Below are 26,897 nucleotides of genomic sequence, written 5' to 3' on the forward strand. Positions count from 1 at the left end.
CACACCATTTAACTGCATAGGCTTATGAGTTTAGCCTATAAAACACGTGTAGCACATGTAACCACAGTGCCTGACAGGGTGCAACAAGGATATTTATGGATATGCTGAAGATTTAACCCGTTAATCCGCAAAAGCACTGGCATAATGATGCCAATAGCTTGGGCTTAACTTGGCTTCTGCGCCCTAACACCGTATAGTGGCGCGGTTAATTTCTTAGGTTCTTATTTATGCTGCAAAACAATCCGCTTTTGGCTCAATTAAAACAACAACTTAAAGAAACGTTACCCACTAAAGAAGGTATCGTTCGCGCAACGGCAAAAAGCTACGGCTTTTTAGAAATCAGCGACAAAGAAAGTGTTTTTATCGCGCCTCCCCAAATGAAAAAGGTACTGCATGGTGATCGTATCCGCGCGGTGATCCGCACCGAGGGCGAGAAAAGCCAAGCTGAACCTGAAGCATTGTTAGAAAGTGCCATAAGCAGTTTTGTTGGCCAGATTAAACGTCAAAAAAATAAACTCAGTGTAGAGGCCGCCAACCCACTGTTACGAGACGCTTTTAAAGCGACAGTAGCTGAGGGCATCAATGCCGCTGAGTTACAAAATGGTGATTGGGTGATTGCTACGCTAAGCCAGCATGCGCTTAGCGCTGAGAGCTTTATGGCCACAATTACTGAGTTAGTGGCAAAAGCCGATGATCCAGAAGCGCCTTGGTGGGTTGTGTTAGCGCGGCACGAATTACCGAAAAGAGCGCCAGATGCTCATCAGCAATGGCCATTACTGGATACTCAGCCTCGTACAGACTTCACCACGCTACCGTTTTTGACAATTGATAACGCCTCAACTCAAGATATGGACGATGCGATCAGTGTTCAAGCCGTGGCTGATGGCTGGCAGTTACAAGTTGCTGTTGCCGATCCAGATGCTTACATAGCCGCCGGTTCTGCCTTAGATCAACAAGCACAGCAACGGGCTTTTACCACCTATTTGCCTGGGCGTAATATCCCCATGTTACCGCGCGAACTTGCCGATGATTTATGCTCGCTGCAACAAGGGGTAAAGCGCCCAGCCATTGTCGCCACGATGCACATTACCACTGACGGTGCTTTGCAAAGCCCGGCTGAGTTTACGTTGGCCTGGATTTGTTCGCAGGCGCGACTTAATTATCAGCAGGTTTCCGACTTTTTAGAACAACAAGGTGATTGGCAACCCGATAATAGCGACATAGCCGAGCAATTACAGCAGCTGCAGTTATTAACGCAAGCCAGACAACAATGGCGTCAGCAACACGCCATTGTGTTTCAAGATAAACCGGATTACCGCTTTGAATTAGATGAGGCCGGTCAAGTGGTGCATATTCATGCCGAACATCGGCGCATCGCTAATCAAATGGTAGAAGAGGCGATGATCGCCGCTAACCAAGCCTGTGGTGACTTACTGGCCAATCGTTTGGGCTTTGGTTTATTTAACGTACATCAAGGCTTTGACAGCAACAAACTCAGCGCACTGGCTGAATTATTGCAACAGCATGCCGCGCCTGTCGCACACGAGGAACTGGCTGAATTGAGCGGTTATTGCCAACTACGTCGCTGGTTAACGCAACAAGATACCCGCTATTTAGAAAGCCGTTTACGCCGTTTTCAAGCCTATGCTGGCATGAGTATTGCGCCTGCACCGCATTTTGGTATGGGATTAACGCAATACGCGACCTGGACTTCACCGATCCGTAAATATGGCGATCTGGTCAATCAACGTTTGTTAAAAGCCATTTTACAGCAACAGCCTGCGCCGGAGATCCCCGAACAGCTGACGCAACATCTGGCCGATCAACGCAAAGTACAGCGCAAAGCCGAACGGGATATCGCCGATTGGTTGTATCATCTGTATCTACAGCCGCAACTCGGTGCAGCTCAAGCATTTACCGCTGAGATATTTGATATTAACCGGGCGGGGATCCGTGTGCGTTTATTAGAAAACGGCGCGGCGGCCTTTATTCCTGCCAGCTTAATTGCTCAGGGTAGCGAAACGGTTAAATTAAATTGGGAAGAAGGCCGTTGCTATCTTGCCGAGCAAGCCTTGTACGAGTTAGGCCAGCAACTGCAGGTGCAGTTACATGAGTTGAATGAACCCGGTAACATTTTAGTTAAACCTCTGCAAAGCGCAGAGTAAAACACCCGCCAGCTGATTTGCTGACGGGCCCAAGGGCTCATTCAGATAAGCTATTACGCTCTTCTGCTTGAGCTTTTTGGGTTTCATCGCGGATCCATTCGCGCCAAATTGCCACCAACAATGCCATTAATACCGGGCCAATAAATAACCCCACTAAACCCATTGTTTTCACGCCACCAATTAAACCAAAAAATGTGGGTAAAAACGGCAGTTTAATTCGCCCTCCCACCAAAGTGGGTCGAATGGTTTTATCGACAATAAATAGCTCGATACTGCCCCATAAAAATAAGCCAATCCCTGCGGTGGTAGCACCGGTGCCAACGAGGTATAACGAAATTAAACTAAAGGCCAGCGGTGCGCCGCCGGGCACCAGCGCCATAAAGCCCGTTAACACACCAAAAGCGACCGGCGAAGGCACCCCAGCCACCCAGTAGGCAACGCCCAGTACCACGCCCTCACCCACGGCAATAATTGACATACCCAGCACGGTTGAAGTGACGGTAGCCGGTACCACCCGCGAGAAACGCTGCCAACGCTGTGGCAAAATCCGCTCGCCCACGGTATCTAATTGCAGCGCTAATTTGTCGCCGTCTTTGTATAAAAAAAACAGGGTAATTAACATAAACAACAGTGACAGCAAAAAACCTGCGGTATGCCAACCCATGGTTAAAATGGTGCGGGAAATACCCCCGAGATGCTCCCCCGTGACCACACTGATAAATTGCCCCAACTGATTAGGCGCACTAAGGTGCGCCTGCCATAACTCTGCTAACCACTCGCCCGCTAAGGGTAAGGCGGCTAACCAAGCGGGCACGGGCTCACCAAATTGATTGGCATGCACCAGCCATTGCAGCCAGGTTTTGGCTTCTTGCAGCGCAAAAGAAAACACCAACGTTAAAGGCACCACTAACCCTAACACCATTATCGTTAGCGCCAGTGTTGCCGCTAAGGTGACGTTTTCAGCGCAGCGCTGCACTAATTTTTGATAAAGCGGCCAGCTGGCAAAGCAGATAATCAGTGCGGCTAATACCGGCACCAAAAAACCGATAAAGAAAAACACCCCAGCGGCTAAAATCAACAACAGCAAAACGCGACTGATCGCTTCATTACTAAAAATTTGCGCCATGCTTACCACCTTTGACTGCCCGCAAGGGGCTGACGACACCTAGAAATGCAGCCTTGATCCTGGCCACAATAATGGCGCTACTTTACTGCTTTACGGGTGAAATAGCACTGACAAGCAGCCGCTTGCGACTAAAGTTTTGCGACTTGTCGCGCGACGGTGCAACTTCTCCCCTCATCACGTCTCAAAATAAGGGGCAACGGCTGGCCATTTGACGAAAACCTACCTAGCCTCTAAAGTTAAACAGCAACACTATTGCAAGAGCGAGAATGAATGAAAACCCTCTACAGAACCTTAATGATTATCGGCTTACTGCTCGCTGCTTTGATATGCTATGGCTACGGCTTTTCGAGTGGCGCAGTAATTTTTGTGGTGCTAGGCATGGTATTAGAATTGGGGTTTTGGTTGGGCTTGTTTAGCAACAAGCTGCTACCCAAGTCTTAGCCTGCTGCGCGCTCGTTAATCCCTTACCGTGCCGCTGTCAAAATAACAACTTGTTGCGGCTTTAATGACCAACAAGCACCCACCTAAGCGGTGGATGCTTGTTATTAGCACACAACGACTGGTTACGCAGTGTGTTGTCAGCAGCGTTTAATGACCGCCACCCAATGACTTAATAGCTTGGATCATCGACACCATGACCTTTTGCGCATCACCGTACACCATTTGCGTGTTATCGGCATAAAACAGCGCGTTTTCAACACCAGAATACCCTTTACCCTGACCGCGCTTCACCACATACACTTGCTTAGCCATGTCGACATTCAAAATGGGCATACCATAGATCGGTGAACTTTTGTTGCTGCGTGCGGCGGGGTTGACCGTATCGTTAGCGCCGATCACAATGGCGACATCCGCATCTTTAAACTCATTATTTATGTCTTCCATATCATAGATAATGTCATAAGGCACACCGGCTTCTGCCAGTAACACGTTCATGTGTCCGGGCATACGGCCCGCTACCGGATGAATGGCAAATTTCACTTCCACATCGGCGTCTTGCAGTAACTTCACTAATTCATACAATTTATGTTGTGCTTGTGCCACCGCTAAACCGTAGCCTGGGGCAATAATCACTTTAGTGGCATACCGCATATTAATACCCGCATCGCCTGCATCAATCGGTTTTTGGCTACCCGCCATTTCGCCTTGTTCTTCATCGCCCGCTGCCCCGAAGTTTGAGAACAGCACATTAGCCACAGAGCGATTCATCGCTTTGGCCATTAATAAGGTTAATAAAGAGCCAGCAGAGCCAACCACCATACCGGCAATCATCAACGCCGGGTTATTCAGCACATAGCCTTCAAAGCCAACCGCTAAGCCAGTAAAGGCGTTGTACAGTGAGATCACAACAGGCATGTCGGCACCGCCAATGGGCATGGTCATCATCACACCGTAAACCAGCGCTAAGGCGAAAAACACCGCAAACACCGGCATGCTGACCGCACCGCCCTGCCAAACGATATAAGCACCCATGGCTAACAACACCAGCAACAAACCGCCGTTGACCAGCTGTAGCGCGTTAAAACGCAAGGTGCCATTAATTCGTCCATCGAGTTTTGCCCAGGCAATTAATGAGCCGGACAACGACACCGCACCAATCACCCCGCCAAGCACCGCTAGGCTCAGTGAAATACTGCCGTGAGTTTTATAGCCAATTAGCTCAATAGCAGCAATAGCCGCTGCTGCACCGCCGCCCATGCCATTATAAAGCGCCACCATTTGTGGCATTTCGGTCATCGCCACTTTTTTACCACTGCGCCAAGCCCAACCTAAACCTATAGCCAGCGCGAGCAATGCTAAGGTTAAGTTGGTACTTAAATGCGGTTTTGCGGCTTCGTTCACGTCTAACGTGTAGAGAAAGCTCGCCAACACCGCTAACACCATACCGGCACCGGCTACCACAATGCCTGAGCGTGCGGTTAAGGGTGACGACATGCGCTTTAAACCATAGATAAACAAAAACGCCGCAACGAAATAACTGGCATCAATCAACAAAGCTGCATTCATGTGTTACTCCTTGGCTTTAGGGCTTTTACTTGAGGGTTTAAACATCTGCAGCATGCGCTCTGTGACGACATAACCGCCCGCAGCATTGCCGGCCCCCAATAACACGCCTAAAAAACCAATGATCTGCTCAGGTAATGAACTCGCATTAAGTAATGCCCAGAGCGCCCCCACTACAACGATGCCATGAATAAAATTCGAGCCAGACATTAACGGCGTGTGCAAAATAGCCGGTACTCGGCCGATAATTTCAAAGCCGGTAAAGGCAGCCAGCATAAAAATGTATAAGGCGACAAAGCCCGTTAAAATAGTGGTGCTGTATTCCATAAAAACTCCCAAGGCCTATATTTATTGTTCTAATGCGGTTTTAATCGCAGCGGGTTTGATCTCGCCCGCGTGCGTCAGTACCGTTTTGGCTAACACTTCATCTTCCCAGTTCAGGGCGATTTCACCGTCAACAATAAACAGTTGCAGTAAATTCAGTACGTTTTTGGCGTACAACTCAGAAGCATGCTCTGCCAACATCGAGGGGACATTTAAAGGGGCCGCGATAGTAATTTGACCTTGCAGTACGGTTTCACCCGGTACGCTGTATTCGCAATTACCGCCGCCCTCGGCGGCAAGGTCAATGATTACGGCGCCCAGTTTCATGCCATCAACTTGCGCTTTACTGATCAATTTGGGCGAAAGTCGCCCCGGAATGGCTGCAGTGGTGATCACAATATCGGCTTGTTGAATATGCTTGGTGACAACCGCAGCAATCTTGTCTTTTTCTGCTGCGGTTAATTCTCGGGCATAACCGCCTTCACCGCGAGCATCAACGCCGGTATCCACAAATTTAGCCCCTAAAGATTCGGCCTGCTCTTTGGTTTCAGGCCTGACGTCATAGCCTTCGGTAATAGCGCCTAAACGTCTGGCCGTGGCTAACGCTTGCAAACCGGCAACGCCTAGCCCCATCACTAAACAGCGTGCCGGGCGAATAGAGCCAACCGCAGTGGTCATCATCGGTAAAATACGCGAGAGCTTAGTCGCGCCCATTAAGGCGGCATAATAACCGGCAAGTGCGGCTTGTGAAGATAAAGCATCCATAGCTTGGGCGCGGCTAATGCGCGGTACTTGTTCCATAGCGAAACAGGTGATCTGTTTATCACGTAATAAGCGGGTTAATGCCGCTTCTTTATTGGGATAAATAAAACTGAGTAAGATCGTGCCGGGTTGCAGCAAGGTAATGAGTTCAGCGCTGGGCGCTTGCACCGCTAACACAATAGCGGCATCCGCGAGTAATGCTTGTTCACTCTGGGCAAAAGTCACAGCACTAAAGGCCGAGTCTGGCAGCTTACTGGCTAAACCCGCCCCGCTTAGCATACTGATACTGCAACCCAGTTTCGCGAGCTTATCCGCCACTGCAGGCACCATCGCTACCCGTTTCTCATGTGGCCTGCGCTCAAACAGCACGGCAACCTTTATTGGCATATCCTTTACTCCTAATGATAACTGTCTGAGGAGTATAGTCTTTACTTAGAAACTTACCGGTGTTTCAGCATTAAAAGTTTTTGAGGTTTAGTTTATCTTTTGTCATAACGCTGCTGAACTCAACAACCTCGTTGCCTAAAAACGCCAACAGGATACGACTGTATGTCGCGGTTGTTCGCTGAAATCCTTGCCATGTCACTTAGCACTTAGCACTTAGCACTTAGCATCAGATGTTCAGTTATATTTAATCAAATAACAGCTTAACAACCCTTTTGTTTATCCCTCATTCGACAAACCAACACGCAACAGCCGCGACAATGGTTAATGTAGCGTTAAGCCCCGGGTGTTATAAATAAAGTTCACACGTTGAAAGGTACATGCAAATGAAAACGTTAATGTTCGTCTTATCCATCTCTACCTTACTGTTAAGTCATTCGGCTATGGCCAAACCTGAGCACGATAAAGGCTTACCACCAGGCTTGGAGAAAAAGCTAGAAAAAGGTCAACCTTTACCGCCTGGTTGGCAAAAAAAACTATCGGCTGGCCAGTATCTACATGATGATTATTATCGTCGTAGTACGGTATTAAAAAGACCGAATGCTGATGGCATTATTACTATCCAAGTTGAAGGCACCATCATTGAATTATTTGAACACAGCAGAGAAATAGTGCGAATTTTGGAAGGTAAACGTTAAGACGCCTTAATATAAAAGGCGATATTTCGGATACAAAAAAACCGCTTAGATAAGCGGTTTTTTTTGAATTTGGAGCGAGTTACGAGATTCGAACTCGTGACCTCGACCTTGGCAAGGTCGCGCTCTACCAGCTGAGCTAAACTCGCAATGTGATGCTTTAATATTGCTGGTCAATATTAAATGGTGCCCGGGGCCGGACTTGAACCGGCACGAGGTTTCCCTCGAGGGATTTTAAATCCCTTGTGTCTACCGATTTCACCACCCGGGCAGACAACTTTCAAACGTATTAAAACAGCATGTTATGGAGGCGGGTCCCGGAGTCGAACCGAGGTGGACGGATTTGCAATCCGCTGCATGGCCACTCTGCCAACCCGCCACTGTTGCTGCCAACTCTAAAGAATTGGAGCGAGTTACGAGATTCGAACTCGTGACCTCGACCTTGGCAAGGTCGCGCTCTACCAGCTGAGCTAAACTCGCGTTGCTATGACCGTTTCGTGGCCATCTGCCTTAACACGTGACGCATTCTACTGTTTTAAATAAATCCGTCAATATTAAATTTTTAGTTTTATGTCTGTTTGCTTAAAAAGTAACTGACTTGCTGACAATAACAGCGACTTGGTTACACTGTCGACAAATCCGCCCAGGCCGAACGCAAATATTCATACATCGACCACACGGTTAGGATAGTCGCAATGTACAACATTAACATACCAACGGGTGTAAACCAGCTCAATAAGCTTAATGTTGGCTGCCAAATTAAAGCGATTAACGCTAACATTTGCGCAATAGTTTTGTATTTGCCTAAATTCGATACCGCAACATTCGCGCGTTTGCCTAGGCTGGCCATCCATTCCCGTAACGCCGAAATAAAGATTTCACGACTAATAATAATAATAGTAGGAATGATCACCCAGAGGGTTTTAATGTCTACGGCAACTAATACCAAGGCGGTGGCCACCATCACCTTATCGGCGACTGGATCTAAAAAAGCACCGAACGGGGTAAATTGCTCCAGTTTTCTGGCTAAATAGCCATCTAACGCATCAGTAATTGCCGCTAGACAAAACACCAGAGCAGACCAAAAACGGGCATTTTCCAAACCAGAGTAGAAAAAATAGATAAATACTGGGATGAGCAGTAAACGAAACAGCGTTAACAGGTTGGGAATATTCCACATAACAGGGTTCTCAGGCACTTAATGCCTTAATGCTACTTGTTCTGACAGGCTTGGTAAATCTTTTCTGCTTGTTGTTTTGAAATTCCAGGCACAGAACTCAGTTCAGTGACCGACGCTTTCAACACACCTTGCAAGCCACCTAAGTATTGTAACAAGGCTTGCCGGCGTTTTTCACCAATACCTGAAATGTTTTCAAGCGGACTTTTTAATAACGCTTTACCGCGTTTATTTCGATGACCGGTTATCGCAAAACGGTGCGCCTCATCACGGATCTGCTGGATCAAATGCAAGGCGGGGCTATCTTCCGGTAAGTTAATACTCCGCCCACTGTCCCACAAAATTAAGGTTTCTAAGCCCGCTTTACGACTGACGCCTTTAGCCACACCAATCAATAAGGGCTTTTTCGCGTGTGGCCAAGCGCTAAATTGTTCCAATGCGATATTCAGTTGCCCGATACCACCATCGATAAAAATAATATCAGGGATTTTACTGACTTCGCTTAGCTTGCTGTAGCGCTTATCTAACGCGAAGCGCATCGCGGCATAATCGTCCCCCCCAGTGATACCGGTGACATTGTAACGGCGGTATTCTTGCTTGTAAGGGCCTTCACCATCAAACACCACACAAGACGCGATGGTGGCCTGCCCCATGGTATGACTGATATCAAAACATTCCATTCGGTCAATATCATCTGGTAATTGTAATAATTGCTGTAATGCTTGATAGCGTACCCGCATTTTTTGCGTTAATGACTGCCTGCTGTCTAAGGCAATTTGCGCATTTTTCTGCGCTAAACTCAAATACTGAGCTTTCTCGCCGCGTTTAGCGGCAGTTAACCGCACTTTGAACTCAGCAATATTACTTATCGCTTCGGCTAAACTGTCCGCATTTTCAAGTGCCATCGGTAACACGATCTCTTTAGGGATCTGCTGTTCGCTGTGACCATTGAGATAAAATTGTAGAATAAAAGCAGATAATACCTCGGCCGCGCTCATATCCAACGGCACTTTCGGATAATAGGATTTGCTACCGAGAATTTTCCGATCACGAATAAACAGCACATGCACTACCGCGGTTTGACCATGCAAGCTAAAGCCGATGGCATCAAGCTCTTCATGATCACCGCTCACATATTGCTGTTCTTGCACTTTGCGCAAGGCACTAATTTGATCGCGAAAGGCAGCGGCAGCTTCAAATTGCCAACTCTCACTAGCTGCAGCCATTTTCTGCACTAAATCATCAATAACTTGTTGGTTTTTACCGGCTAAAAATAGCGCCGCTAAACGCACCTGCTCGGCGTAATCTTCATCGCTAATTTTACCCACGCAGGGCGCACTGCACAGCTTTAATTGATATTGCAAACAGGGCCGAGTGCGAGCACGGTAGAAACCATCTTCACATTGGCGGATCGGGAAAATTTTCTGCAGACTTTTTAAACTTTGCCACACCGCGCCGGCATTCGGGTAAGGCCCAAAATACTGCCCCACTACTTTTCGCGGGCCGCGATGCGAACTAATCCGCGGATGACGATGAGAAGTTAATAAGATATACGGATAAGACTTATCATCACGCAGTAAAATATTGTATTTGGGTAAGTACTGTTTTATCAGGTTGTTTTCTAAAATCAGTGCTTCGGTTTCACTGTGCGTCAGGGTGAATTCGATACTCGCAATTTGCCCAACCAAGGCACGGGTTTTCACACTGTCGACCGTGGTTCGAAAATAGCTACTTAGCCTTTTCTTCAGATCTTTTGCTTTACCCACATAAATAACAATGCCGCCCTGGTTAAACATGCGATACACGCCAGGTTGTTGCGGCACTGTGGCCAAAAACGCTTTTGAATCAAACATAATAGGGCTTGTTAATGCGCAATCTTAGCGATATCTATCATGCCGTGTCGAAACGCTAGATGAGTCAGTTCAACATCACCATTAATCGCCAGTTTTTCAAACATGCGATAACGATATGAATTCACCGTTTTTGCACTGACATTTAACTGATCAGCGATATCGGTCACCTTTTGACCACGGGTAATCATCATCATGATTTGTAATTCACGATCAGATAAACCTTCAAAAGGATTAGGTTGCAGATTATTGACCTTAGCCAAGGCCATTTTTTGCGCCACTTCATCGGAGATATGTCGCACACCGGAATACACTTTTTTAATCGCCATCACCATTTCTTTCGGTGGCGTATTTTTTGAGATAAAACCGGCGGCACCTAATTGCATCACTTTGGTCGGTACCGGCTCTTCACAAGAAATAGATAAAGCCAATACTTTAACATCTGGACAATAATGCAGAATGCGCTTGGTCGCGGTCATGCCACCCATACCGGGCATATTCATGTCCATCAACACGACATCAGGTTCGTTTTGACGACAAAACTGTAAGGCTTCTTCGCCGGAGCTGGCCTCGCCTATCACCTTGATACCGCGCTCATCCATTAGTATGCGACTTATACCAGTCCGAACAAGCTCGTGATCATCAACTAACAGCACGTTAATCAACTTGGCTTCTCCGTTATGCGGGTTATCACCTGTAGCTGGCGGATTTATCCACAGCTAGGCGCTAAATTAATTTTCCAGCTAACCGCTTAAGGGCTAACTACGGTGTCATCGCTTTGCGTGAAATTAACAATAACCAGCAAAGCAGCTGCTTAGTGTGCCAGAAAGCGTTGCATCTGCAAACCATTAAATGTTTCTGAAATCGGTGCAAATTAACAAGCGAAATCAAAGGCTTCTAGCGCAAAAACTACTATATAGCGATTAAGTTTATTTAGCGAGTATAGTTCAATGAAAAAATAATGAGGTATTTAGCTAGACGGGTATAGGCAGCTGCGTGGCGGAGGGGGAGAGATTCGAACTCTCGGTAGGCTATTAACCTACGCCGGTTTTCAAGACCGGTGCATTAAACCGCTCTGCCACCCCTCCGCGTTACAGGACGGCATATTAAAAACTTGGCTGCACTTTGTAAAGCGTTAATTTTACTTCGCTAAACTAACTGCCGACAATTTCAGCAAATGGCGGGCAAACGTCACAAACCTAACGCTATATTGTCGTCGTCGCGGTTTATTCAGGTTTGCAACAGCGTGATGTTGAACCTAACGTTAAACTGCAACGTAAGAATGCAAAAAGCCACCCTAGGGTGGCTTTTCAGAATAATGGCGGAGGGAGAGAGATTCGAACTCTCGGTAGGCTATTAACCTACGCCGGTTTTCAAGACCGGTGCATTAAACCGCTCTGCCATCCCTCCAGCGCTGCGTATACTAATCACTTTGCTCTGGAAAATAAAGCAAAAAATTTAAAATAATTCTAACTGCCGTTTTTTCGTGCAGCCAGCACTAGTTATAACGGAACTTTAACAGTATTATGCACTCAGTAACTTTACAAAACTCGGTAATAGGAGACATTTATGTCATACAGAGAAACCAGTAATATCAACACACTCAGTCATGGTGTTGAAATCAACAAGGTATTGCGCAACACCTACTTTTTGCTAGGTTTAACCTTAGCCTTTAGCGCGGTAACCGCCGTTATTGCCATGGCCATGAACATTTCCCCGATGGCTTCTTTAGTCTGCATGATCGCAGGCTTTATTATGCTATTTGTTGTTAACAAAAAAGCAGACTCTGCTAGCGGCATTTTCTGGGTATTTGGTTTTGCAGGCGCCATGGGTGCGTCACTTGGCCCAATGTTGTCAATGTATGCTGGCTTAGCCAATGGCCCAGCATTAATCATGCAAGCTTTAGCCGGTACTGCGCTGATCTTCTTTAGTTTATCGGCTTATGTTTTAACCACACGTAAAGACTTCTCTTTTATGGGCGGTTTTTTAATGATTGGTTTAATCGTGGTGTTGGTTGCTGCTTTAGCAAATATCTTTTTAGCAATCCCAGCGTTAAGCCTAACCATCAGTGCCGTGGTTATTTTGATTATGTCAGGTTTAATCTTGTTTGATACCAGCCGTATCATCAACGGTGGTGAAACAAATTATATTCGTGCAACCGTTTCGTTATACCTAAACGTGTTCAACATCTTTGTGCACCTGTTAAGCTTATTAGGCATTATGGGTGGTGACGACTAAGCTTTTGCTGCTCAGTCGTAATTTAGTTAAAATACCCCGCTAAGCGGGGTATTTTTTTAGCCGCGCCCTACTGTGCTGTGCCCAGTGCACTAATGCCGTTATTAAGAGAAACTACCGTGGCTCATTTTAGTTTATTGTTGACTCAAAACCCCTTTGCTTGTCAAAGCTTTGATAGTGCTTTGCAATTTGCCAAAGCGGCTTTAGCCGCAGGCTACAGCATTGAGCAGGTGTTTTTATATGAAGATGCCGTATTCGCAGCCGCAGCGACGATCGACTTACCCACAGATGAACGTAATTTGGCAGCGGAATTAGCCAAATTTTGTCAGCAGCAACAACTGCCCTTGTTATATTGCATTACCGCGGCAGAGAAACGCGGTGTGCAAGCAGCGAATGATAGCCTTTTTCAAGCGGCTGGCTTGGCCGAGTTTGCTATGCGTTTGGCCAACAGTAAATTGGTGCAATTCTGATGCAACATATCCTGATACTGCAAACGCAGTCGCCGTTTAATCAAGCCCGCGCTCGTGAAGCGCTCGATTTAACCTTGGCTTTAGCCGCCGTGGATTATCAGCTCAGTGTCGTCTTTATGGCGGACGCCGTATTTCAATTAGTAAGCCCTGCTGAGTTACATGAACCGCCCATCAAGCCGGTGTATAAAAGCTTTGGTTTATTTGGCTTATACGACATTGAACAGTGCTTCGTCTGCCAGCAAGCATTAACACAACGCGGTCTGAGCGCTTTACCGCTGCCTCCCGGATTTCAAACGATTACGCCGACAGCCATAACCGCCCTGATGCGCGCGGCCGATCAAGTAATAAGGTGCTAAGCCATGCTACTGTTTAATCTTATTAACCCCGCAGCAGATTTAACCGAATTAGCCCAGCTCTGTACCCCAGCTGATACCGTACTTTTACGCCAAGATGCCGTTTACCTAGTGTTACAGCCAACACTCCCCTTCGCTTGCTCGGTATTGGCTTTAGCCAGCGATATAGCATGGCGTAATATTTCCGCGCCAACACATATTCAGCTGATCAACGCACAAGAATGGGTGCAATTAACGGCAGCCGCGAATAAAAGCATCTTATGGCGTTAACGCCAGGTTTTATTAAGGATCCAACCTCAGTATGAGCATGACATTTTTGACAGTAGGCGATCAGCAGCTCGCATTAGACAAACACGGTTATTTAGTGCAGATGTCTGATTGGCAGCCGTCGGTAGCAGAGCGTTTTGCAGAATTAGAGCAGATAACCTTAACCGAGGCGCACTGGGAGGTGATCCGCTTTGTGCGAGAGTTTTATCAGGAATTTAATACTTCACCCGCAGTGCGGATGTTAGTCAAAGCCATGGCCGCCAAATTTGGCCCTGAAAAAGGCAGTAGTAAATATTTATTTATGTTATTTCCAGAAGGCCCTGCTAAACAAGCCACTCGGCTAGCCGGTTTACCCAAACCAGCCAAGTGCTTATAACAGGCCGGTTTAACGCAGGTGCGTTTTGCCACCCATATAAGGCTGTAACACGGCAGGGATAGCCACTGAGCCATCGGCTTGTTGATAGTTTTCTAATATCGCTACCAAGGTGCGACCTACCGCTAAACCTGAGCCATTTAAAGTATGCAGCAACTCGGGCTTTTTACCTTCGGCTGAACGGAAACGTGCCTGCATGCGACGAGCTTGGAAATCGCCCATGTTTGAGCAAGACGAAATTTCACGATAAGTATTTTGCGCCGGTAACCACACTTCTAAATCATAGGTTTTACAGGCACCAAAGCCCATATCGCCAGTACAAAGCAACATGACCCGATACGGTAAGCCGAGCAGTTGTAAGATTTTCTCGGCATGGCCCGTCAGCTCTTCTAATGCGGCCATTGATAGTTCTGGATGCACCAACTGCACCAATTCTACTTTATCAAATTGGTGTTGGCGGATCAGGCCTCGCGTATCACGACCATATGAGCCGGCTTCACTACGAAAACAAGGGGTATGCGCCGTATATTTAATCGGTAACTCGTTTACATCGACAATGCTGTCACGCGCCAAGTTGGTCACCGGTACTTCTGCCGTAGGGATCAACGCCATACCTTGACCTTCCTCGGTCGCCGGTTGAGTATGAAATAAATCGGCACTGAATTTGGGTAACTGGCCGGTGCCATATAAACTGTCGTGATTCACTAAATAAGGCACGTACAACTCGGTGTAGGCATGCTGTTCAGTATGCACATCTAACATAAATTGCGCTAAGGCACGATGCAGTTTAGCCATTTGCCCTTTCATCACCACAAAGCGCGAGCCTGAAAGTTTTACAGCACTTTCAAAATCTAAGCCTTCAGCATAGGCCTCACCTAAGGCCACATGATCTTTGACCGGAAAAGGAAATGTTGCCGGCTCACCGACACGTCGCACTTCAACATTGGCTTGCTCATCGGCGCCGATCGGCACGGATGCATCCGGTAAATTTGGCAAACTTAAGGCAATTTTGTCTAATTCGGCTAACACCGCATCCAAACGTAACTTGGCTGCATCTAATTGTGCGCCTAAACCATCCACTTCAGCTAACAGTGGTGTAATGTCTTCACCGCGGCCTTTAGCTTGACCAATGCCTTTTGATTTAGTGTTACGTAAGTTTTGCAGATCTTGCGTTTGCATCTGCAATTCGCGACGTTGTTCTTCCAAAGCAGTTAAGGTGGCAACATCTAGCGTTAAACCACGCGTTGCTAAACGTTCGGCAGTTTGCGCTAGCTCAGCGCGAAGAAATTTTGGATCTAACATAGTAATAACTTCTTGTGGCCAACCCGAGGGTGGCAATTAATCGAATAGGTCAGAATATTAACCAGCGTCGCGGCAAATTGAAATGCTTTTCCTTGATTTTCCTCAAGGCTGACGCTTGTTTTTACTGTTGGCGTCTAATTCACGTAAATAGCGTAGCTTTTCTGCCAATTGTTTTTCCATGCCACGATCAGAGGGGTGATAAAATTGTTGTCCCCAAAGCTCTGCAGGTAAATAGCGCTCGCCCGCCGCATAGGCACCGGGTTCGTTGTGGGCATAGCGATACTGTGCCCCATGCCCCAATTGTTTTTGTAACTGAGTGGGCGCGTTACGCAGGTGTAGCGGCACGGGATAATCCGTTTGGCTAGCCACTACCTGCTTCATGTCATTGAAGGCTTGATAAACCGCATTACTTTTTGGCGCTAGCGCCAAATACACCGCGGCTTGTGCGATAGCCCGCTCTCCCTCGGCTGGCCCCACCCGCTGAAAGGTATCCCAAGCATCCTTAGCCAAGGTCAGCGCGCGAGGATCGGCATTACCAATATCTTCACTGGCAATGGCCAGCAAACGTCTGGCAACGTAAAGTGGATCGCCGCCACCGGCCAAAATACGGCAATACCAATACAAGGCGGCATCCGGATCGGAGCCGCGTACGGATTTATGAAAAGCAGAAATCAGGTCGTAAAATAATTCACCTTCACGATCAAAACCCGGTAATTGTTGCGGCACAATTTGCCGTACTTGCTCAACACTGATGGTGGCATCCTGCACCAGCTCAGCTAATTGCTCTAAAATGTTTAATAAACGCCGCGCATCGCCGGCACTTAATTGAATTAATAGCTGCTCAGCAGCAGGGCTTAAGCTGAGTTTAAGCGCAGCCAACCCCTCAGGGTGGCTGTGCAAGGTACGTGTTAATACCTGCTTTAAATCTGCATCGGTTAACGGTTTTAACACGCACACCCGAGTGCGAGATAACACAGCGTTATTTAACGCAAAGGCGGGATTTTCGGTGGTCGCACCGATGAAAATAATAGTGCCATCTTCGATAAAGGGTAAAAAAGCGTCTTGCTGGGCTTTGTTAAAACGATGCACTTCATCAACAAACAATAAGGTGCGCTGCTGATACTGCTGCTGGCGTAATTTCGCTTCGCTAATGGCTTCACGGATCTCTTTCACACCGGCAGTTACCGCAGAAAGTCGCTGCATGCTAGCCTTGGCATGACTGGCAATAATTTCAGCTAGGGTGGTTTTACCGGTGCCTGGCGGCCCCCACAAGATCAACGAAAAAACGCGTCCAGCGAGGATCGCTTGATAGAGCGGTGTACCCGGCGCCACGATATGCTGCTGCCCAACATAATGCTCTAAAGTACGTGGCCGCATGCGCGCGGCCAACGGCATCAAGTTGTCATTAAAATCGAAAGGTAAGCTACTCATCAGGCAAGCAACTGTAGAAATTAACGCTGACGTTGATCATCAACATCTAAATTTTTGCTCACGGTAAAAGTAAACAGCTTATCGGCAATACTGCTATTAACCTTGATCTTACTAAACAAATAAACGCTTTGTTGTTGGTTGATATCAATAACTTGCATTTCAACTAACTGATCCCCTTTAAAGGTCAGCATCAGTTGCTGCACCGGATTACCGGCATCAAGAGGATGTATAAAAAAGCTCTGTTGCTGCTGCGTCACTTGATACTGCTGCCATAACGCTTTATCCGTAGAGGTGAGCAGTGCAAAAGGCGTTTGACCCACTTCACTGTTGGCATCATAAATACTAACTTGTTCAAGCAACTCGTTGTAAAACCACAAGGTTTTACCATCACTGACTAACAATGATTGCTCTGGCGTTTCACTTTCAAAACGAAAACGCGCATGTTGTTTTAACGCCAACTTGCCCTGACCTTCTTGCAACAATTGCTGCTGAATATCATAAACTCGCTGTTGATAATCTGCGGAAAAACTCTTAATTTTCGCCAGTTGCTGCATCAAGGGCTGACTGGCATCTTCGCTCGCCATGCGCTGTTGCCGTAATGCCTGCATATGTGGCGCAAAATCAGGTCGTGCCACGACTTCTACCGTTTGCGCGGATAACGTAGAGGTTAACCCTGCTGCGGTTAAACTGGTTAAGAGCAAAACGACCACTGCACTTTTTTTCATTAATACCCTCTATTATTTGGCGCAGGTACCACGACTTCGCGATTACCATTGTGTCCCGGCGCACTGACAACGCCACTACTTTCCATTTGTTCTACTAACCGTGCAGCACGGTTATAACCGATCCGAAACTTGCGCTGTACGCCAGAGACCGAAGCTCGACGGGATTCGATAACAAAGGCAACCGCCTGATCATATAAAGGATCCGATTCGCCATCTTCCGTTTCGAGTGTTTCACCAGGCAATAAGTTCTCTTCGGTCGTTTCGCCAATTAAAATCTCAGCAATATATTGAGGTTTGCCGCGTTTTTTCCAATCTGCGACAACCGCATGAACTTCATGATCATCAACAAAAGCACCATGCACCCGTGTTGGCACACCGGAGCCAGGCGGTAAATACAACATATCGCCCTGCCCTAATAAGCTTTCGGCCCCTTGCTGATCCAGAATGGTACGCGAGTCAATTTTTGACGACACCTGAAAGGCAATGCGCGTAGGAATGTTGGCTTTAATTAAGCCGGTGATCACATCCACAGAAGGACGCTGTGTCGCCAGGATTAAATGGATACCGGCCGCTCGGGCTTTTTGCGCAATACGAGCAATCAGCTCTTCCACTTTTTTACCGACAATCATCATCATGTCGGCAAATTCATCGATTACCACGACAATAGCCGGTAACTTCTCTAATAATGGCGCTTCAGTGCGCATATCATCAGAGGGTTTCCATAGCGGGTCTTTTAGTGGCTCGCCTTCGGCAGCCGCTTCTTTAACTTTAAGGTTGTAGCCTTTTAAGTTACGCACACCTAAGGCTGACATTAACTTATAGCGACGTTCCATTTCACCCACACACCAACGCAGGCCATTGGCGGCGTCTTTCATGTCGGTAACCACTTCGGTTAATAAATGCGGAATACCTTCGTAAATCGACAATTCCAACATTTTGGGATCAATCATTAAGAAGCGCACATCATCAGGAGTTGATTTGTATAACAAACTACAAATCATCACGTTAACCCCTACTGATTTACCCGAGCCGGTTGTACCGGCCACTAATAAATGCGGCATTTTGGCTAAGTCGGCCACCACTGATTTACCGGCGATATCTTTGCCTAACACCATGGTTAAAGCTGATTTGGACTCCGTGAAAATCTCATCGCCAATCACTTCAGATAAACGCACAATTTCCCGATGCTGGTTCGGTAACTCTAAACCGATAAAGCTTTTACCTGGGATAACTTCCACAACACGAACACTGATTGCGGATAATGAACGTGCTAAATCTTTGGCTAAACCCGTAATTTTACTCACTTTAACCCCAGGGGCTAAGTCTAATTCAAAACGGGTGACGACTGGGCCAGGGTGAACACCGACCACTTGCGCTTCAACATTAAAATCTAATAGCTTGGCTTCAACTAAGCGCGACACACGCTCTAAATCGGCGGGGTCAATCGGATTAATCGCTTTATCGGGGCGATCCAATAAGGCTAAAGACGGTAACTCTTCCAGCGAGTGCGCGACTTCTTCACTGTCATCAACCGCGTCATCCTCTTCTGGCGGGAACTGCATCAACGGATCCAGTTCTTCCTCTTGCTGCATATATTTGAAGGTGCTGGTAACATGTTCTGCATCAAAGGGATCATCCACCGCACTAAAAGACAGTTGATCATCCGCCAAGGTGTCAACACTGTAATAAGCTTTGCTTTCAGTTCGTTCATTCAATGGCCGGATAGGCAGCGGCTCTTTGCGTTTAATGGCTGGCACATCATCATCACTAAAAGAGAAATGCGGATCGACACTTTCAGGCGGCTCGCTAAAATCAATATCATCGTCAATCGGCTCAGGCATCCGAGTAATACGCGCGCGTTTGGCGATGGCTTTGGTAGGTGGCGCGAGCTCTTCTTCTCGTTCCAGTTCAGCTTTGCGCTCGGCATTGGCCGCTCGCCGCTCGGCCAAGAATTGAGGAAAATTCAGCACAAGATTAAACAGGGCAAAACATTGTGCGCCTAAATAATCCGCCACGGTTAGCCAAGAAATACCGGTTAATAAAGTCAAGCCGGTGGCAAAGGCGCACAGTAATAACAGGCTGGTGCCAATAAAATTAAAATACGGCAGCAAATTACCGCTGATCCGATCGCCTAACACGCCACCGGAAGAGAAATAATAAATATCATTGAAATTCATGCTACTAATGGCTGTTGCCGCACACAGTGTCAACAACACACCAAATAAACGTAAGCCTAGAATTAAATAATCGAGTTGTAATAAGTCATGGTAGCGCTTAAACAACAGATAACCGGTTAACGCCACCACAAAAGGCAGCAAATAGGCTACCCAGCCAAAACTGACCAACAACACATCGGCTAACCAAGCGCCACTGCGCCCAGCATAATTATTAATTTGTTGATGATAGCCTGTTTGTGACCAGCTCGGATCGGCTGGGTCAAAAGACAACAGTGACAGCAACATAAAAAGTGCCAGGCCAGAAAAAACAATCAGCCCCACTTCTAATAATCGCTGTACTCCATTTAACGTGAAAAACACTTTGCTTTGCAAAAGAGAGGCCCCTAAATTCGTCATCACACTTGGCTACGCAACGCCGGTTTCATACCATGAATTGCCACTAGCGCTCAGTCACGACTGCCTGTCGCCACTGACGCGACTAGGTTACCAGAGCTGGGGTAAAAGTGCATCTATGTCAAACATAGCGTAACGGCTTTTCGCTGAATGATAGCTGTATAAAGCCAATAACTTAGCTTAAACCATCGGCACAAAACTACTTTGTTTCACCTCTTCCATCACCACATAGGTACGGCTTTCGCGCACACTGGGTAAACGGAGTAAGGTTTCCCCTAATAACTCTCGGTATGCCGCCATATTAGCAACACGGGTTTTCAGTAAAAAATCGAAGCTACCCGATACCAAATGACACTCTTGGATCTCTGATAACTTTTGCACCGCTTTACTGAACTCATCAAAGTCTTCCGGCGAGGTTTTGCTTAGCGTTATTTCAACAAAAACCAACAACGCGGCCCCCACTTTGTGTGGGTCAACTTGCGCGGTATAGCCCAAGATATAACCTTCAGATTCTAGCTTTCGTACTCGCTCTAAACAGGGCGTAGGACTAAGCCCTACCCTTCTGGCCAATTCCACGTTGGCTAAACGACCATCGAGTTGTAATTCGACTAATATTTTTCGATCAATCCTATCTAACTTCTTAATACTCTTACTTAAAGAATACATAGCAGCATAAAATCCCGACTTATAACCATAAACAGCATATTGCACTATTTAGCAAACTTAAAACAAGCAGTAATTCTGGTTTTTTGCCGCTATACTTCCTAAAAATATTACTCAACTGAACCAAGGTGAAACATATGATTATCGGTGTACCTAAAGAAATCAAAAACCATGAATACCGTGTCGGCATGACGCCAGCAAGCGTTCGCGAACTGATTGGCCATGGCCACAGCGTGTTGGTTGAACAACAAGCCGGTATGGGTATCGGTTTTACCGATGAAGATTATCAAGCTGCCGGTGCTTCTGTATTAGCGACTGCGGCTGACGTGTTCGCACAAGCAGACATGATTGTAAAAGTAAAAGAGCCACAAGCCGTTGAACGTGCCATGTTACGTGATGGCCAAATTCTGTTCACTTACCTGCACTTAGCGCCGGATCCAGAACAAACTGCTGATTTAATCAATTCAAAAGCGGTTTGTATCGCTTATGAAACAGTCACCGATAATAAAGGCGGTTTACCGTTATTAGCGCCTATGTCAGAAGTGGCTGGCCGCATGTCAATTCAAGCCGGTGCTCGTGCTTTAGAAAAATCTTGTGCTGGTCGCGGTATGTTATTAGGCGGTGTACCAGGTGTTGCACCCGCTAAAGTCGTGGTTGTCGGTGGCGGTATGGTGGGTACTAACGCGGCGCAAATGGCCTTAGGTTTAGGTGCCGATGTTACCGTACTTGATCGTAATGTGGATGTATTACGCCGCATTAACGCTCAGTTCAACGGCGCAGTTAAGGCCATTTACTCAACGGCTGATGCCTTAGAGCAAGAAGTCTTAGCCGCTGATTTAGTGATTGGTGGTGTATTAGTTCCAGGCGCAGCCGCGCCTAAGCTGATTACCCGTGACCATATCAAACGCATGAAGCCAGGCTCAGCTATTGTTGATGTGGCGATTGACCAAGGCGGTTGTGTGGAAACCTCAAAACCCACTACCCATGCCGATCCAACTTATATTGTTGATGAAGTTGTGCATTACTGTGTTGCGAACATGCCAGGTGCGGTACCACGTACCTCTACTTTCGCCTTGAACAATGCCACCCTGCCTTTCATTATTCGTTTGGCGAACAAAGGCTACAAAAAAGCCTTACAAGATGACAAGCATCTGTTAGCGGGTCTAAACGTGTACCGTGGCTTAGTAACCAACGAAAGTGTTGCTGACGCGTTAAAACTGGCTTACGTAGCGCCAGAAACCGCTATTGGTGCCTAATTAGCGTTGCCTTTAGTCTGAGCAAACAGCCGGTATTTTTTACCGGCTTTTTTATTTCTGCTTGTTTTAACGATTTATTATCCGATAAAGCTATACATTCCGCTCAGACCTGTTATAGTGCTTTCCGGCCTGTAGTACAGACCTATGTAACAACTTGTTTTTGAAAACTTCGCTACACAGCTTCGCTTGTAAGTCATGTCCTGAAGATTCACGCACGTTTGGCCACATAAGTAACAGTCAGGCTAAAAGCGCATTTCGCGTTAAATAACTTTTTAAAATTTTTAGGAGTCTCTCATGGCTAAAGTAACTGGTGTAGTAAAGTGGTTCAACGCAGATAAAGGTTTCGGTTTCATCACTCAAGACAACGGCGGCGCTGACGCTTTCGTTCACTTCCGTGCTATCCAAACTGAAGGTTACAAAACCTTAAACGAAGGCCAACGTGTTGCCTTCGAAATCGAACAAGGCCAAAAAGGCCCACAAGCTGCTAACGTAACTGTACTGTAATAGTACTTTTATAAAGCGCTTCTCGATTTGAGATAGTATAAAAGGTCAGCTTGCTGGCCTTTTTTGTTTCTGCCATTCCTGTTTCTACTCACCTCGTTTGTTTGCTGTTGTTTTCTCTGATTTTTTATATTGCCCTGTTCTGCATTCTCGCATTCTGCTGGTTAATCGCATTCAGCAAGACCCTTAACGTTTTCGCCGTTGGCGAGATACTTTCTTTTGCGTCGCCAAAAGAACGTATCCAAAGAAAATGCGACCCCACTTCCGCTCGAAAGCCCAACTGCTCATGCGCTGTCCAAGGCGAAAACATCACTCGCGCTATGCTTCGTCGCCGCACTCAAACACCCGTTTTCTTAAAACCTTGGCCAACGATGATCAGTCGGCTCGCGCTAAGGGGAATAAAAGCCTGAACAGTAATGGCTTTAGCAAATACCAAGTATGTTCAACTGATACTTGCGCAACTCTCTTAATCAAGCCCTAACCTATTTACGGATTAATGTGCACGATGATTTGGAAGCCACAGAAAATTTTGAACTCTAACTGTCTTGTAAAAGCTGGGAAGTCCAGAGTTGCATTTTGAGCAGCGACTTACTGAGATACATTTAGCGGGTTTTGCTTTAGTTTATGGGCAGTAAAATCCAAAAGGTACTACCTTGCCCCTCCACGGATTCATAACCAATATGGCCATTCATTCCTTCAATCAGAGCCTTGCTGATGGCAAGCCCTAAACCTGAACCTTTGACGCTTCTGATGTTACCTGAATCCGCTTGTGAAAATTTTTCAAATACGTGTGGTACAAACGCTTCTGAAATGCCAATACCCTTATCTTCGACAGAAATTTTTGCATAACCGTCTGTAATCGTGGCTTGAACTTTGACAGGGTATTTAGCCAATGAAAACTTGATTGCATTGGAAAGCAAATTAATAACCACTTGTATAAAACGATGTTCATCAACGTTGACAACAGCTTGAGCTGCAGCAGGAGAAAAATCCTTAATAAGCAGATGCTCACTATAATGAGCTACTGAATTGATGGCTTGCTCAATCAGGTCAACTAGTTGATGTGGTATAAGATTGTACGTCATTCTGCCTTCAGAGATTTTTTCTATATCGAGCAGATCATTGACTAAAAAGGCCAGTCGTTCAGTATTCTCTTGAGCTATATTTAGTAAATAACTGACCTTAGCAGGTAGAGATTGCGTTGAGAGCAATTTGCCAGACAAAATCAACTTAATGCTGCCTAAAATTGACGTTAGCGGTGTTCGAAGTTCGTGGCTGACCGTTGAGATAAACTCGTTTTTTAAGCGTTCAACGTGTTTTCGCTCACTAATATCAATTATTTGTGAAACAAAATATAGTACCTTGCTGTCTTCGGCTCTCACGGTTGAGACACACAGAATTGCATCGATAAAATGCCCCTGTTTATGGCGATATCGCTTCTCCATCTGATAGCTTTCTCGTTTTCCATCGATGGTCTCATATAAGAGTTCTAGGTCGGCTTGAAGATCGTCCGGATGGGTAATATCTTGAAATGTCAGTCGTAAAAATTCAGCTTCGGTATAACCCAGCATGTTAGAAAGGGCTGGGTTCACTTTTAACCATTGACCTTCAGTGGACACTAATGCCATGCCGATACCGGAATGATAAAAGCTGTTACTAAACGTATCTTCAACAACGCGCAACTTTTCCTGATAAGAGGCAAGTTGGCTTATATCCTGTCGAGTCCCGATAAGCGAATCGTAAGAGCCATTTTTGGTTAAATCAAACAGCTTTGCTCTATCAACCACCCAAATGTACTTACCCGTCTTGCGCATTACCCGATAATGCATCTCGTAAGAGTGTGCCGCCATCTTAGTGCAAGCTTCAAGCTGCTTTATTGCCAAATCTTTATCGGCAGGATGGATTAAGTCTAACCATTGTTTAAATGAAAAAGGGGTTAGATCTTCTAGGGTAAAACCGAGCATTTCTGCCCATCGCTTATCAATGCGCATCTCATCTTTGTGCAAGTTCCACTCCCAGACAGCAGCATTTGCACCATCAATAATTGCCTCCATCCTGGTTCTGGCATCAACCAATTGCTGAATAGGGCTGCCTTCAGGAATAATAAAGATCACGTCACCCTGGCTATTTTTTACTGGCCTTAAACTAAATAATATCGTGGTGCGAGCGCCGTCTTTAATTAGAACTTCTGCTTCGTAGGTAACGGCCTGTCCTGAAACCGCTTTTGCAAAGTTTTCGCGCAAGCGTTCACGTTCTAAGGTTGAGGATTGCCACCAATAACAATCCCAGAAGTACTTACCAATGACATCGTCATGTGTAATACCCGCAACTTCAACGGCAGTATTATTTGCTTCAAGCAACACGCCGTCGGTGTTTAAAAAACCAATAAAGGTAAAGGTGGAGTTAAAGATGCCGCGAAATTTGTCAGAAAGCTCAATAGGAGTCATAGTTTAAATCTTTAACTTTCTAATTAAGTTAAGAGCTTAGCTGACTGGGTTCTCCAGAGCAATGTGTTTACAACGAAAGCGTAGCTTCAGGATCAGATACCAAGACCCTTAACGTTTTCGCCGTTGGCGAGATACTTTCTTTTGCGTCGCCAAAAGAAAGTATCCAAAGAAAATGCGACCCCACTTCCGCTCGAAAGCCCAACTGCTCATGCGCTGTCCAAGGCGAAAACGTAACTCGCGCGGCGCTACCGTCGCCGCACTCAAACACCCGTTTTCTTAAAACCTTGGCCAACGATGATCAGTCGGCTCGCTCTAAGGGGAATAAAAAGCCAGAGCGGTATTCGCTTAGCTGAATAGCTTGTTTGTGCCAAAAGCAGAAGTTTACAAGTGTTTAATGCCACTTTAGTGGTTGCTATCAAAAGGTGTAATTTTTGAAAAATAATTGGACTCAATAACTTCAAGTAATGCTCTATCATTTAATACATCACCTAAGGTTTTTATTAGAAAGTCATAATCAGTAAATTCGCTTTCAACCGTAAGTAATTTATTTATCCATCTCCACATATTCTCCTCACCAATAACATGTTCCAATTTGATCCAATTAGTCGGGGCATATGTGTAAAAGTACAAGTTTCTATCACCATAGCCACTTGAAGATTTTATTTCGCTAATCGGTATCAGTTTGGCATTTATTAACTCTTTAAGTTTATTGTCGACGATGTTGTTAAAGACATCTTCACCGATCAATTCTTTTGTAAGTTTTAGAGATATATATTCTGAGAATGACTCTGACAACATATCACCCAGTTCAGAATTGAACTTTCTATAAGTACCAAAATAATAATGCGCTAATTCGTGTGCTATAAAAGGCTTGAACCAATTAGATTTTTCGTCATTTATTAAATCACTTAATCCGCCTTCTGGGTGACCTACATTAACAATGCTAGGGTATGCTACAAAAAGCCAACTGTTATTTTTAGAGATTGGTGTTGTATGTATGAATACGACACTATCACCATATGGCAGATTTAGTTTTTCTTGATAAAATTTTTCAAATGATGAGATAACGTTACCAAAATCAACCATTTGCTCATTGGAAAGTCCTGTATTTAAGAAGTAGCTGCCATTTGATTTTTCTATTTCGAAATCACCTGCAAATAGCATTAATTCCACAGGATTTTCGCTAATAAACTTACCTGCTTTGCCTGAAACTGGCGAGCTACCGTTCAGGTAAATTGATTTACAATCAGTACATTTAACCTCAATGTCATATGTCACGGAATCAAACCTGACATCCTTATCAATGTCATAAAGGACTGGATACCACGATGCTTGCATCCCGTCGGATCTTAATGTTTTTCCGTTAAATGCAATATTTCCTTTCCAGTCACCATGTTGGCTTGCTTTATCCATATCTGAAATCACAGGAAATTTACCTGTATACTTAAAGCTTAGTGACTTCGGGAGAAACTTTTCTTTACCACTATTATCAGGAAGATAGTATCCGAAGCTTTCGTATGAATATTCTTCATTGTATTTTTTCCGGAAAGCATAATTGAAGCTATCGTCTTTATCTCTAAAGTATTCAATGTTTAAACCAGAGTTAATAAAGATGTAGTAATTTTTGATTTTTGGGATGTTGCTGAGTTTTAGTTCAGCTTCAATTGTTCCCTTCTCAATTGAAAGGATTAAAGTACCAGATAGTTTAAGGGGTTCTGCAAATGCTGATGTTGAGAATAATACAAGAATAAAAAATAATGTGTTTTTCATAAACGTCCATTTCATGCGGGTATTTTAGTAAACTGAGGTAAGTCAAA

23 protein-coding genes and 6 tRNA genes are annotated in these 26,897 nt (G+C 45.7%); 9 read left to right on the forward strand and 20 right to left on the reverse strand.

What is annotated here, in order from left to right:
* Positions 1-227: 227 nt before the first annotated feature.
* Positions 228-2,165 carry an exoribonuclease II gene (locus tag L1N97_RS10770; RefSeq protein ID WP_236129790.1) on the forward strand — a complete coding sequence of 646 codons (1,938 nt, stop codon included), beginning with the start codon at positions 228-230 and terminating at the stop codon, positions 2,163-2,165.
* 37 nt (positions 2,166-2,202) lie between these two features.
* Here the strand turns inward: L1N97_RS10770 and L1N97_RS10775 are convergent, their stop codons facing one another.
* The 4 genes from L1N97_RS10775 to L1N97_RS10790 form a co-directional block, all read right to left on the reverse strand.
* The gene (locus L1N97_RS10775; RefSeq protein WP_229585873.1) at positions 2,203-3,291 is read right to left on the reverse strand and encodes an AI-2E family transporter; all 1,089 of its coding nucleotides are present in this window, start codon (positions 3,289-3,291) and stop codon (positions 2,203-2,205) included.
* A gap of 588 nt (positions 3,292-3,879) precedes the next feature.
* Positions 3,880-5,298, reverse strand: coding sequence for an NAD(P)(+) transhydrogenase (Re/Si-specific) subunit beta (locus L1N97_RS10780; protein ID WP_236129791.1), 1,419 nt, complete (start codon positions 5,296-5,298; stop codon positions 3,880-3,882).
* 3 nt (positions 5,299-5,301) lie between these two features.
* Positions 5,302-5,622: an NAD(P) transhydrogenase subunit alpha gene (locus tag L1N97_RS10785; protein ID WP_226751470.1), complete on the reverse strand. Its 321-nt coding sequence runs from the start codon at positions 5,620-5,622 to the stop codon at positions 5,302-5,304.
* Positions 5,623-5,643: 21 nt separating this feature from the next.
* A complete protein-coding gene (locus L1N97_RS10790) occupies positions 5,644-6,768 on the reverse strand; it encodes an NAD(P) transhydrogenase subunit alpha (protein WP_236129792.1) in 1,125 nt (374 codons plus the stop codon).
* A gap of 383 nt (positions 6,769-7,151) precedes the next feature.
* On the opposite strand from L1N97_RS10790, the gene L1N97_RS10795 reads away from it, so the two are divergent.
* The gene (locus L1N97_RS10795; protein ID WP_236129793.1) at positions 7,152-7,463 is read left to right on the forward strand and encodes a hypothetical protein; all 312 of its coding nucleotides are present in this window, start codon (positions 7,152-7,154) and stop codon (positions 7,461-7,463) included.
* A gap of 70 nt (positions 7,464-7,533) precedes the next feature.
* Here the strand turns inward: L1N97_RS10795 and L1N97_RS10800 are convergent.
* The 9 genes from L1N97_RS10800 to L1N97_RS10840 form a co-directional block, all read right to left on the reverse strand.
* Positions 7,534-7,609, reverse strand: a tRNA-Gly gene (locus L1N97_RS10800).
* A 35-nt stretch (positions 7,610-7,644) separates the two neighbouring features.
* Positions 7,645-7,731 (reverse strand) — tRNA-Leu (locus L1N97_RS10805).
* Positions 7,732-7,765: 34 nt separating this feature from the next.
* A tRNA-Cys gene (locus L1N97_RS10810) sits at positions 7,766-7,839 on the reverse strand.
* A gap of 25 nt (positions 7,840-7,864) precedes the next feature.
* Positions 7,865-7,940 (reverse strand) — tRNA-Gly (locus L1N97_RS10815).
* A 142-nt stretch (positions 7,941-8,082) separates the two neighbouring features.
* Positions 8,083-8,640, reverse strand: a complete 558-nt coding sequence (gene pgsA / locus L1N97_RS10820; RefSeq protein WP_229585985.1) for a CDP-diacylglycerol--glycerol-3-phosphate 3-phosphatidyltransferase — start codon at positions 8,638-8,640, stop codon at positions 8,083-8,085.
* A 32-nt stretch (positions 8,641-8,672) separates the two neighbouring features.
* Complete coding sequence (gene uvrC, locus L1N97_RS10825; RefSeq protein ID WP_236129794.1) at positions 8,673-10,490, reverse strand: excinuclease ABC subunit UvrC; 1,818 nt, start codon at positions 10,488-10,490, stop codon at positions 8,673-8,675.
* An 11-nt stretch (positions 10,491-10,501) separates the two neighbouring features.
* On the reverse strand, positions 10,502-11,143 hold the full coding sequence (uvrY, locus tag L1N97_RS10830; RefSeq protein WP_442967237.1) for a UvrY/SirA/GacA family response regulator transcription factor: 642 nt from the start codon (positions 11,141-11,143) through the stop codon (positions 10,502-10,504).
* 341 nt (positions 11,144-11,484) lie between these two features.
* Positions 11,485-11,575: transfer RNA gene (locus tag L1N97_RS10835), tRNA-Ser, on the reverse strand.
* Between the two features lie 231 nt (positions 11,576-11,806).
* Positions 11,807-11,897: transfer RNA gene (locus L1N97_RS10840), tRNA-Ser, on the reverse strand.
* Between the two features lie 159 nt (positions 11,898-12,056).
* Between L1N97_RS10840 and L1N97_RS10845 the strand changes: the two genes are divergently transcribed.
* The 5 genes from L1N97_RS10845 to L1N97_RS10865 all read left to right on the forward strand — a co-directional run bounded on the left by L1N97_RS10845 (position 12,057) and on the right by L1N97_RS10865 (position 14,188).
* A complete protein-coding gene (locus tag L1N97_RS10845; protein ID WP_229585868.1) occupies positions 12,057-12,725 on the forward strand; it encodes a Bax inhibitor-1/YccA family protein in 669 nt (222 codons plus the stop codon).
* 92 nt (positions 12,726-12,817) lie between these two features.
* Complete coding sequence (locus L1N97_RS10850) at positions 12,818-13,192, forward strand: DsrE/DsrF/TusD sulfur relay family protein (RefSeq protein ID WP_229585867.1); 375 nt, start codon at positions 12,818-12,820, stop codon at positions 13,190-13,192.
* Positions 13,192-13,548 (forward strand): sulfurtransferase complex subunit TusC, encoded by a 357-nt coding sequence (tusC, locus tag L1N97_RS10855; RefSeq protein ID WP_236129795.1) that lies wholly within the window; start codon positions 13,192-13,194, stop codon positions 13,546-13,548. Before L1N97_RS10850 ends, tusC begins: the two co-directional genes overlap by 1 nt.
* Before the next feature lie 3 nt (positions 13,549-13,551).
* Entirely contained in the window at positions 13,552-13,815 is a 264-nt protein-coding gene (locus L1N97_RS10860; protein ID WP_236129796.1) for a DsrH/TusB family sulfur relay protein, read from the forward strand.
* 31 nt (positions 13,816-13,846) lie between these two features.
* Positions 13,847-14,188 (forward strand): TusE/DsrC/DsvC family sulfur relay protein, encoded by a 342-nt coding sequence (locus tag L1N97_RS10865; RefSeq protein WP_236129797.1) that lies wholly within the window; start codon positions 13,847-13,849, stop codon positions 14,186-14,188.
* Between the two features lie 9 nt (positions 14,189-14,197).
* Here the strand turns inward: L1N97_RS10865 and serS are convergent, their stop codons facing one another.
* From serS to lrp, 5 genes are all read right to left on the reverse strand, one after another.
* Positions 14,198-15,487, reverse strand: a complete 1,290-nt coding sequence (gene serS / locus L1N97_RS10870) for a serine--tRNA ligase (RefSeq protein WP_236129798.1) — start codon at positions 15,485-15,487, stop codon at positions 14,198-14,200.
* Positions 15,488-15,589: 102 nt separating this feature from the next.
* Complete coding sequence (locus L1N97_RS10875; protein ID WP_236129799.1) at positions 15,590-16,918, reverse strand: replication-associated recombination protein A; 1,329 nt, start codon at positions 16,916-16,918, stop codon at positions 15,590-15,592.
* 20 nt (positions 16,919-16,938) lie between these two features.
* Complete coding sequence (lolA, locus tag L1N97_RS10880) at positions 16,939-17,643, reverse strand: outer membrane lipoprotein chaperone LolA (protein WP_229585862.1); 705 nt, start codon at positions 17,641-17,643, stop codon at positions 16,939-16,941.
* Complete coding sequence (locus L1N97_RS10885; RefSeq protein WP_236129800.1) at positions 17,643-20,216, reverse strand: DNA translocase FtsK; 2,574 nt, start codon at positions 20,214-20,216, stop codon at positions 17,643-17,645. Before L1N97_RS10885 ends, lolA begins: the two co-directional genes overlap by 1 nt.
* A 177-nt stretch (positions 20,217-20,393) precedes the next feature.
* On the reverse strand, positions 20,394-20,879 hold the full coding sequence (gene lrp / locus L1N97_RS10890) for a leucine-responsive transcriptional regulator Lrp (protein ID WP_226751455.1): 486 nt from the start codon (positions 20,877-20,879) through the stop codon (positions 20,394-20,396).
* 134 nt (positions 20,880-21,013) lie between these two features.
* Between lrp and ald the strand changes: the two genes are divergently transcribed.
* Positions 21,014-22,132 carry an alanine dehydrogenase gene (gene ald, locus L1N97_RS10895; protein ID WP_229585860.1) on the forward strand — a complete coding sequence of 373 codons (1,119 nt, stop codon included), beginning with the start codon at positions 21,014-21,016 and terminating at the stop codon, positions 22,130-22,132.
* A gap of 294 nt (positions 22,133-22,426) precedes the next feature.
* Positions 22,427-22,636 carry a transcription antiterminator/RNA stability regulator CspE gene (gene cspE / locus L1N97_RS10900; protein WP_027670166.1) on the forward strand — a complete coding sequence of 70 codons (210 nt, stop codon included), beginning with the start codon at positions 22,427-22,429 and terminating at the stop codon, positions 22,634-22,636.
* Between the two features lie 614 nt (positions 22,637-23,250).
* Here the strand turns inward: cspE and L1N97_RS10905 are convergent.
* Positions 23,251-25,080 (reverse strand): PAS domain S-box protein, encoded by a 1,830-nt coding sequence (locus L1N97_RS10905; protein ID WP_236129801.1) that lies wholly within the window; start codon positions 25,078-25,080, stop codon positions 23,251-23,253.
* Positions 25,081-25,482: 402 nt separating this feature from the next.
* On the reverse strand, positions 25,483-26,850 hold the full coding sequence (locus L1N97_RS10910) for a hypothetical protein (RefSeq protein ID WP_229585858.1): 1,368 nt from the start codon (positions 26,848-26,850) through the stop codon (positions 25,483-25,485).
* Positions 26,851-26,897: the final 47 nt, after the last annotated feature.

The sequence above is a fragment of the Rheinheimera sp. UJ63 genome (genome assembly GCF_021568285.1).
GTDB classification, from domain to species: domain Bacteria; phylum Pseudomonadota; class Gammaproteobacteria; order Enterobacterales; family Alteromonadaceae; genus Alishewanella; species Alishewanella maricola.

What these genes read in the sequence shown, in the direction of transcription:
- L1N97_RS10770 (WP_236129790.1), top strand. Translation starts at nt 228, where the DNA reads ATGCTGCAAAACAATCCGCTTTTGGCTCAATTAAAACAACAACTTAAA.
- L1N97_RS10775 (WP_229585873.1), bottom strand. Translation starts at nt 3,291, where the DNA reads ATGGCGCAAATTTTTAGTAATGAAGCGATCAGTCGCGTTTTGCTGTTG.
- L1N97_RS10780 (WP_236129791.1), bottom strand. Translation starts at nt 5,298, where the DNA reads ATGAATGCAGCTTTGTTGATTGATGCCAGTTATTTCGTTGCGGCGTTT.
- L1N97_RS10785 (WP_226751470.1), bottom strand. Translation starts at nt 5,622, where the DNA reads ATGGAATACAGCACCACTATTTTAACGGGCTTTGTCGCCTTATACATT.
- L1N97_RS10790 (WP_236129792.1), bottom strand. Translation starts at nt 6,768, where the DNA reads ATGCCAATAAAGGTTGCCGTGCTGTTTGAGCGCAGGCCACATGAGAAA.
- L1N97_RS10795 (WP_236129793.1), top strand. Translation starts at nt 7,152, where the DNA reads ATGAAAACGTTAATGTTCGTCTTATCCATCTCTACCTTACTGTTAAGT.
- pgsA (WP_229585985.1), bottom strand. Translation starts at nt 8,640, where the DNA reads ATGTGGAATATTCCCAACCTGTTAACGCTGTTTCGTTTACTGCTCATC.
- uvrC (WP_236129794.1), bottom strand. Translation starts at nt 10,490, where the DNA reads ATGTTTGATTCAAAAGCGTTTTTGGCCACAGTGCCGCAACAACCTGGC.
- L1N97_RS10845 (WP_229585868.1), top strand. Translation starts at nt 12,057, where the DNA reads ATGTCATACAGAGAAACCAGTAATATCAACACACTCAGTCATGGTGTT.
- L1N97_RS10850 (WP_229585867.1), top strand. Translation starts at nt 12,818, where the DNA reads ATGCCGTTATTAAGAGAAACTACCGTGGCTCATTTTAGTTTATTGTTG.
- tusC (WP_236129795.1), top strand. Translation starts at nt 13,192, where the DNA reads ATGCAACATATCCTGATACTGCAAACGCAGTCGCCGTTTAATCAAGCC.
- L1N97_RS10860 (WP_236129796.1), top strand. Translation starts at nt 13,552, where the DNA reads ATGCTACTGTTTAATCTTATTAACCCCGCAGCAGATTTAACCGAATTA.
- L1N97_RS10865 (WP_236129797.1), top strand. Translation starts at nt 13,847, where the DNA reads ATGAGCATGACATTTTTGACAGTAGGCGATCAGCAGCTCGCATTAGAC.
- serS (WP_236129798.1), bottom strand. Translation starts at nt 15,487, where the DNA reads ATGTTAGATCCAAAATTTCTTCGCGCTGAGCTAGCGCAAACTGCCGAA.
- L1N97_RS10875 (WP_236129799.1), bottom strand. Translation starts at nt 16,918, where the DNA reads ATGAGTAGCTTACCTTTCGATTTTAATGACAACTTGATGCCGTTGGCC.
- lolA (WP_229585862.1), bottom strand. Translation starts at nt 17,643, where the DNA reads ATGAAAAAAAGTGCAGTGGTCGTTTTGCTCTTAACCAGTTTAACCGCA.
- L1N97_RS10885 (WP_236129800.1), bottom strand. Translation starts at nt 20,216, where the DNA reads ATGACGAATTTAGGGGCCTCTCTTTTGCAAAGCAAAGTGTTTTTCACG.
- lrp (WP_226751455.1), bottom strand. Translation starts at nt 20,879, where the DNA reads ATGTATTCTTTAAGTAAGAGTATTAAGAAGTTAGATAGGATTGATCGA.
- ald (WP_229585860.1), top strand. Translation starts at nt 21,014, where the DNA reads ATGATTATCGGTGTACCTAAAGAAATCAAAAACCATGAATACCGTGTC.
- cspE (WP_027670166.1), top strand. Translation starts at nt 22,427, where the DNA reads ATGGCTAAAGTAACTGGTGTAGTAAAGTGGTTCAACGCAGATAAAGGT.
- L1N97_RS10905 (WP_236129801.1), bottom strand. Translation starts at nt 25,080, where the DNA reads ATGACTCCTATTGAGCTTTCTGACAAATTTCGCGGCATCTTTAACTCC.
- L1N97_RS10910 (WP_229585858.1), bottom strand. Translation starts at nt 26,850, where the DNA reads ATGAAAAACACATTATTTTTTATTCTTGTATTATTCTCAACATCAGCA.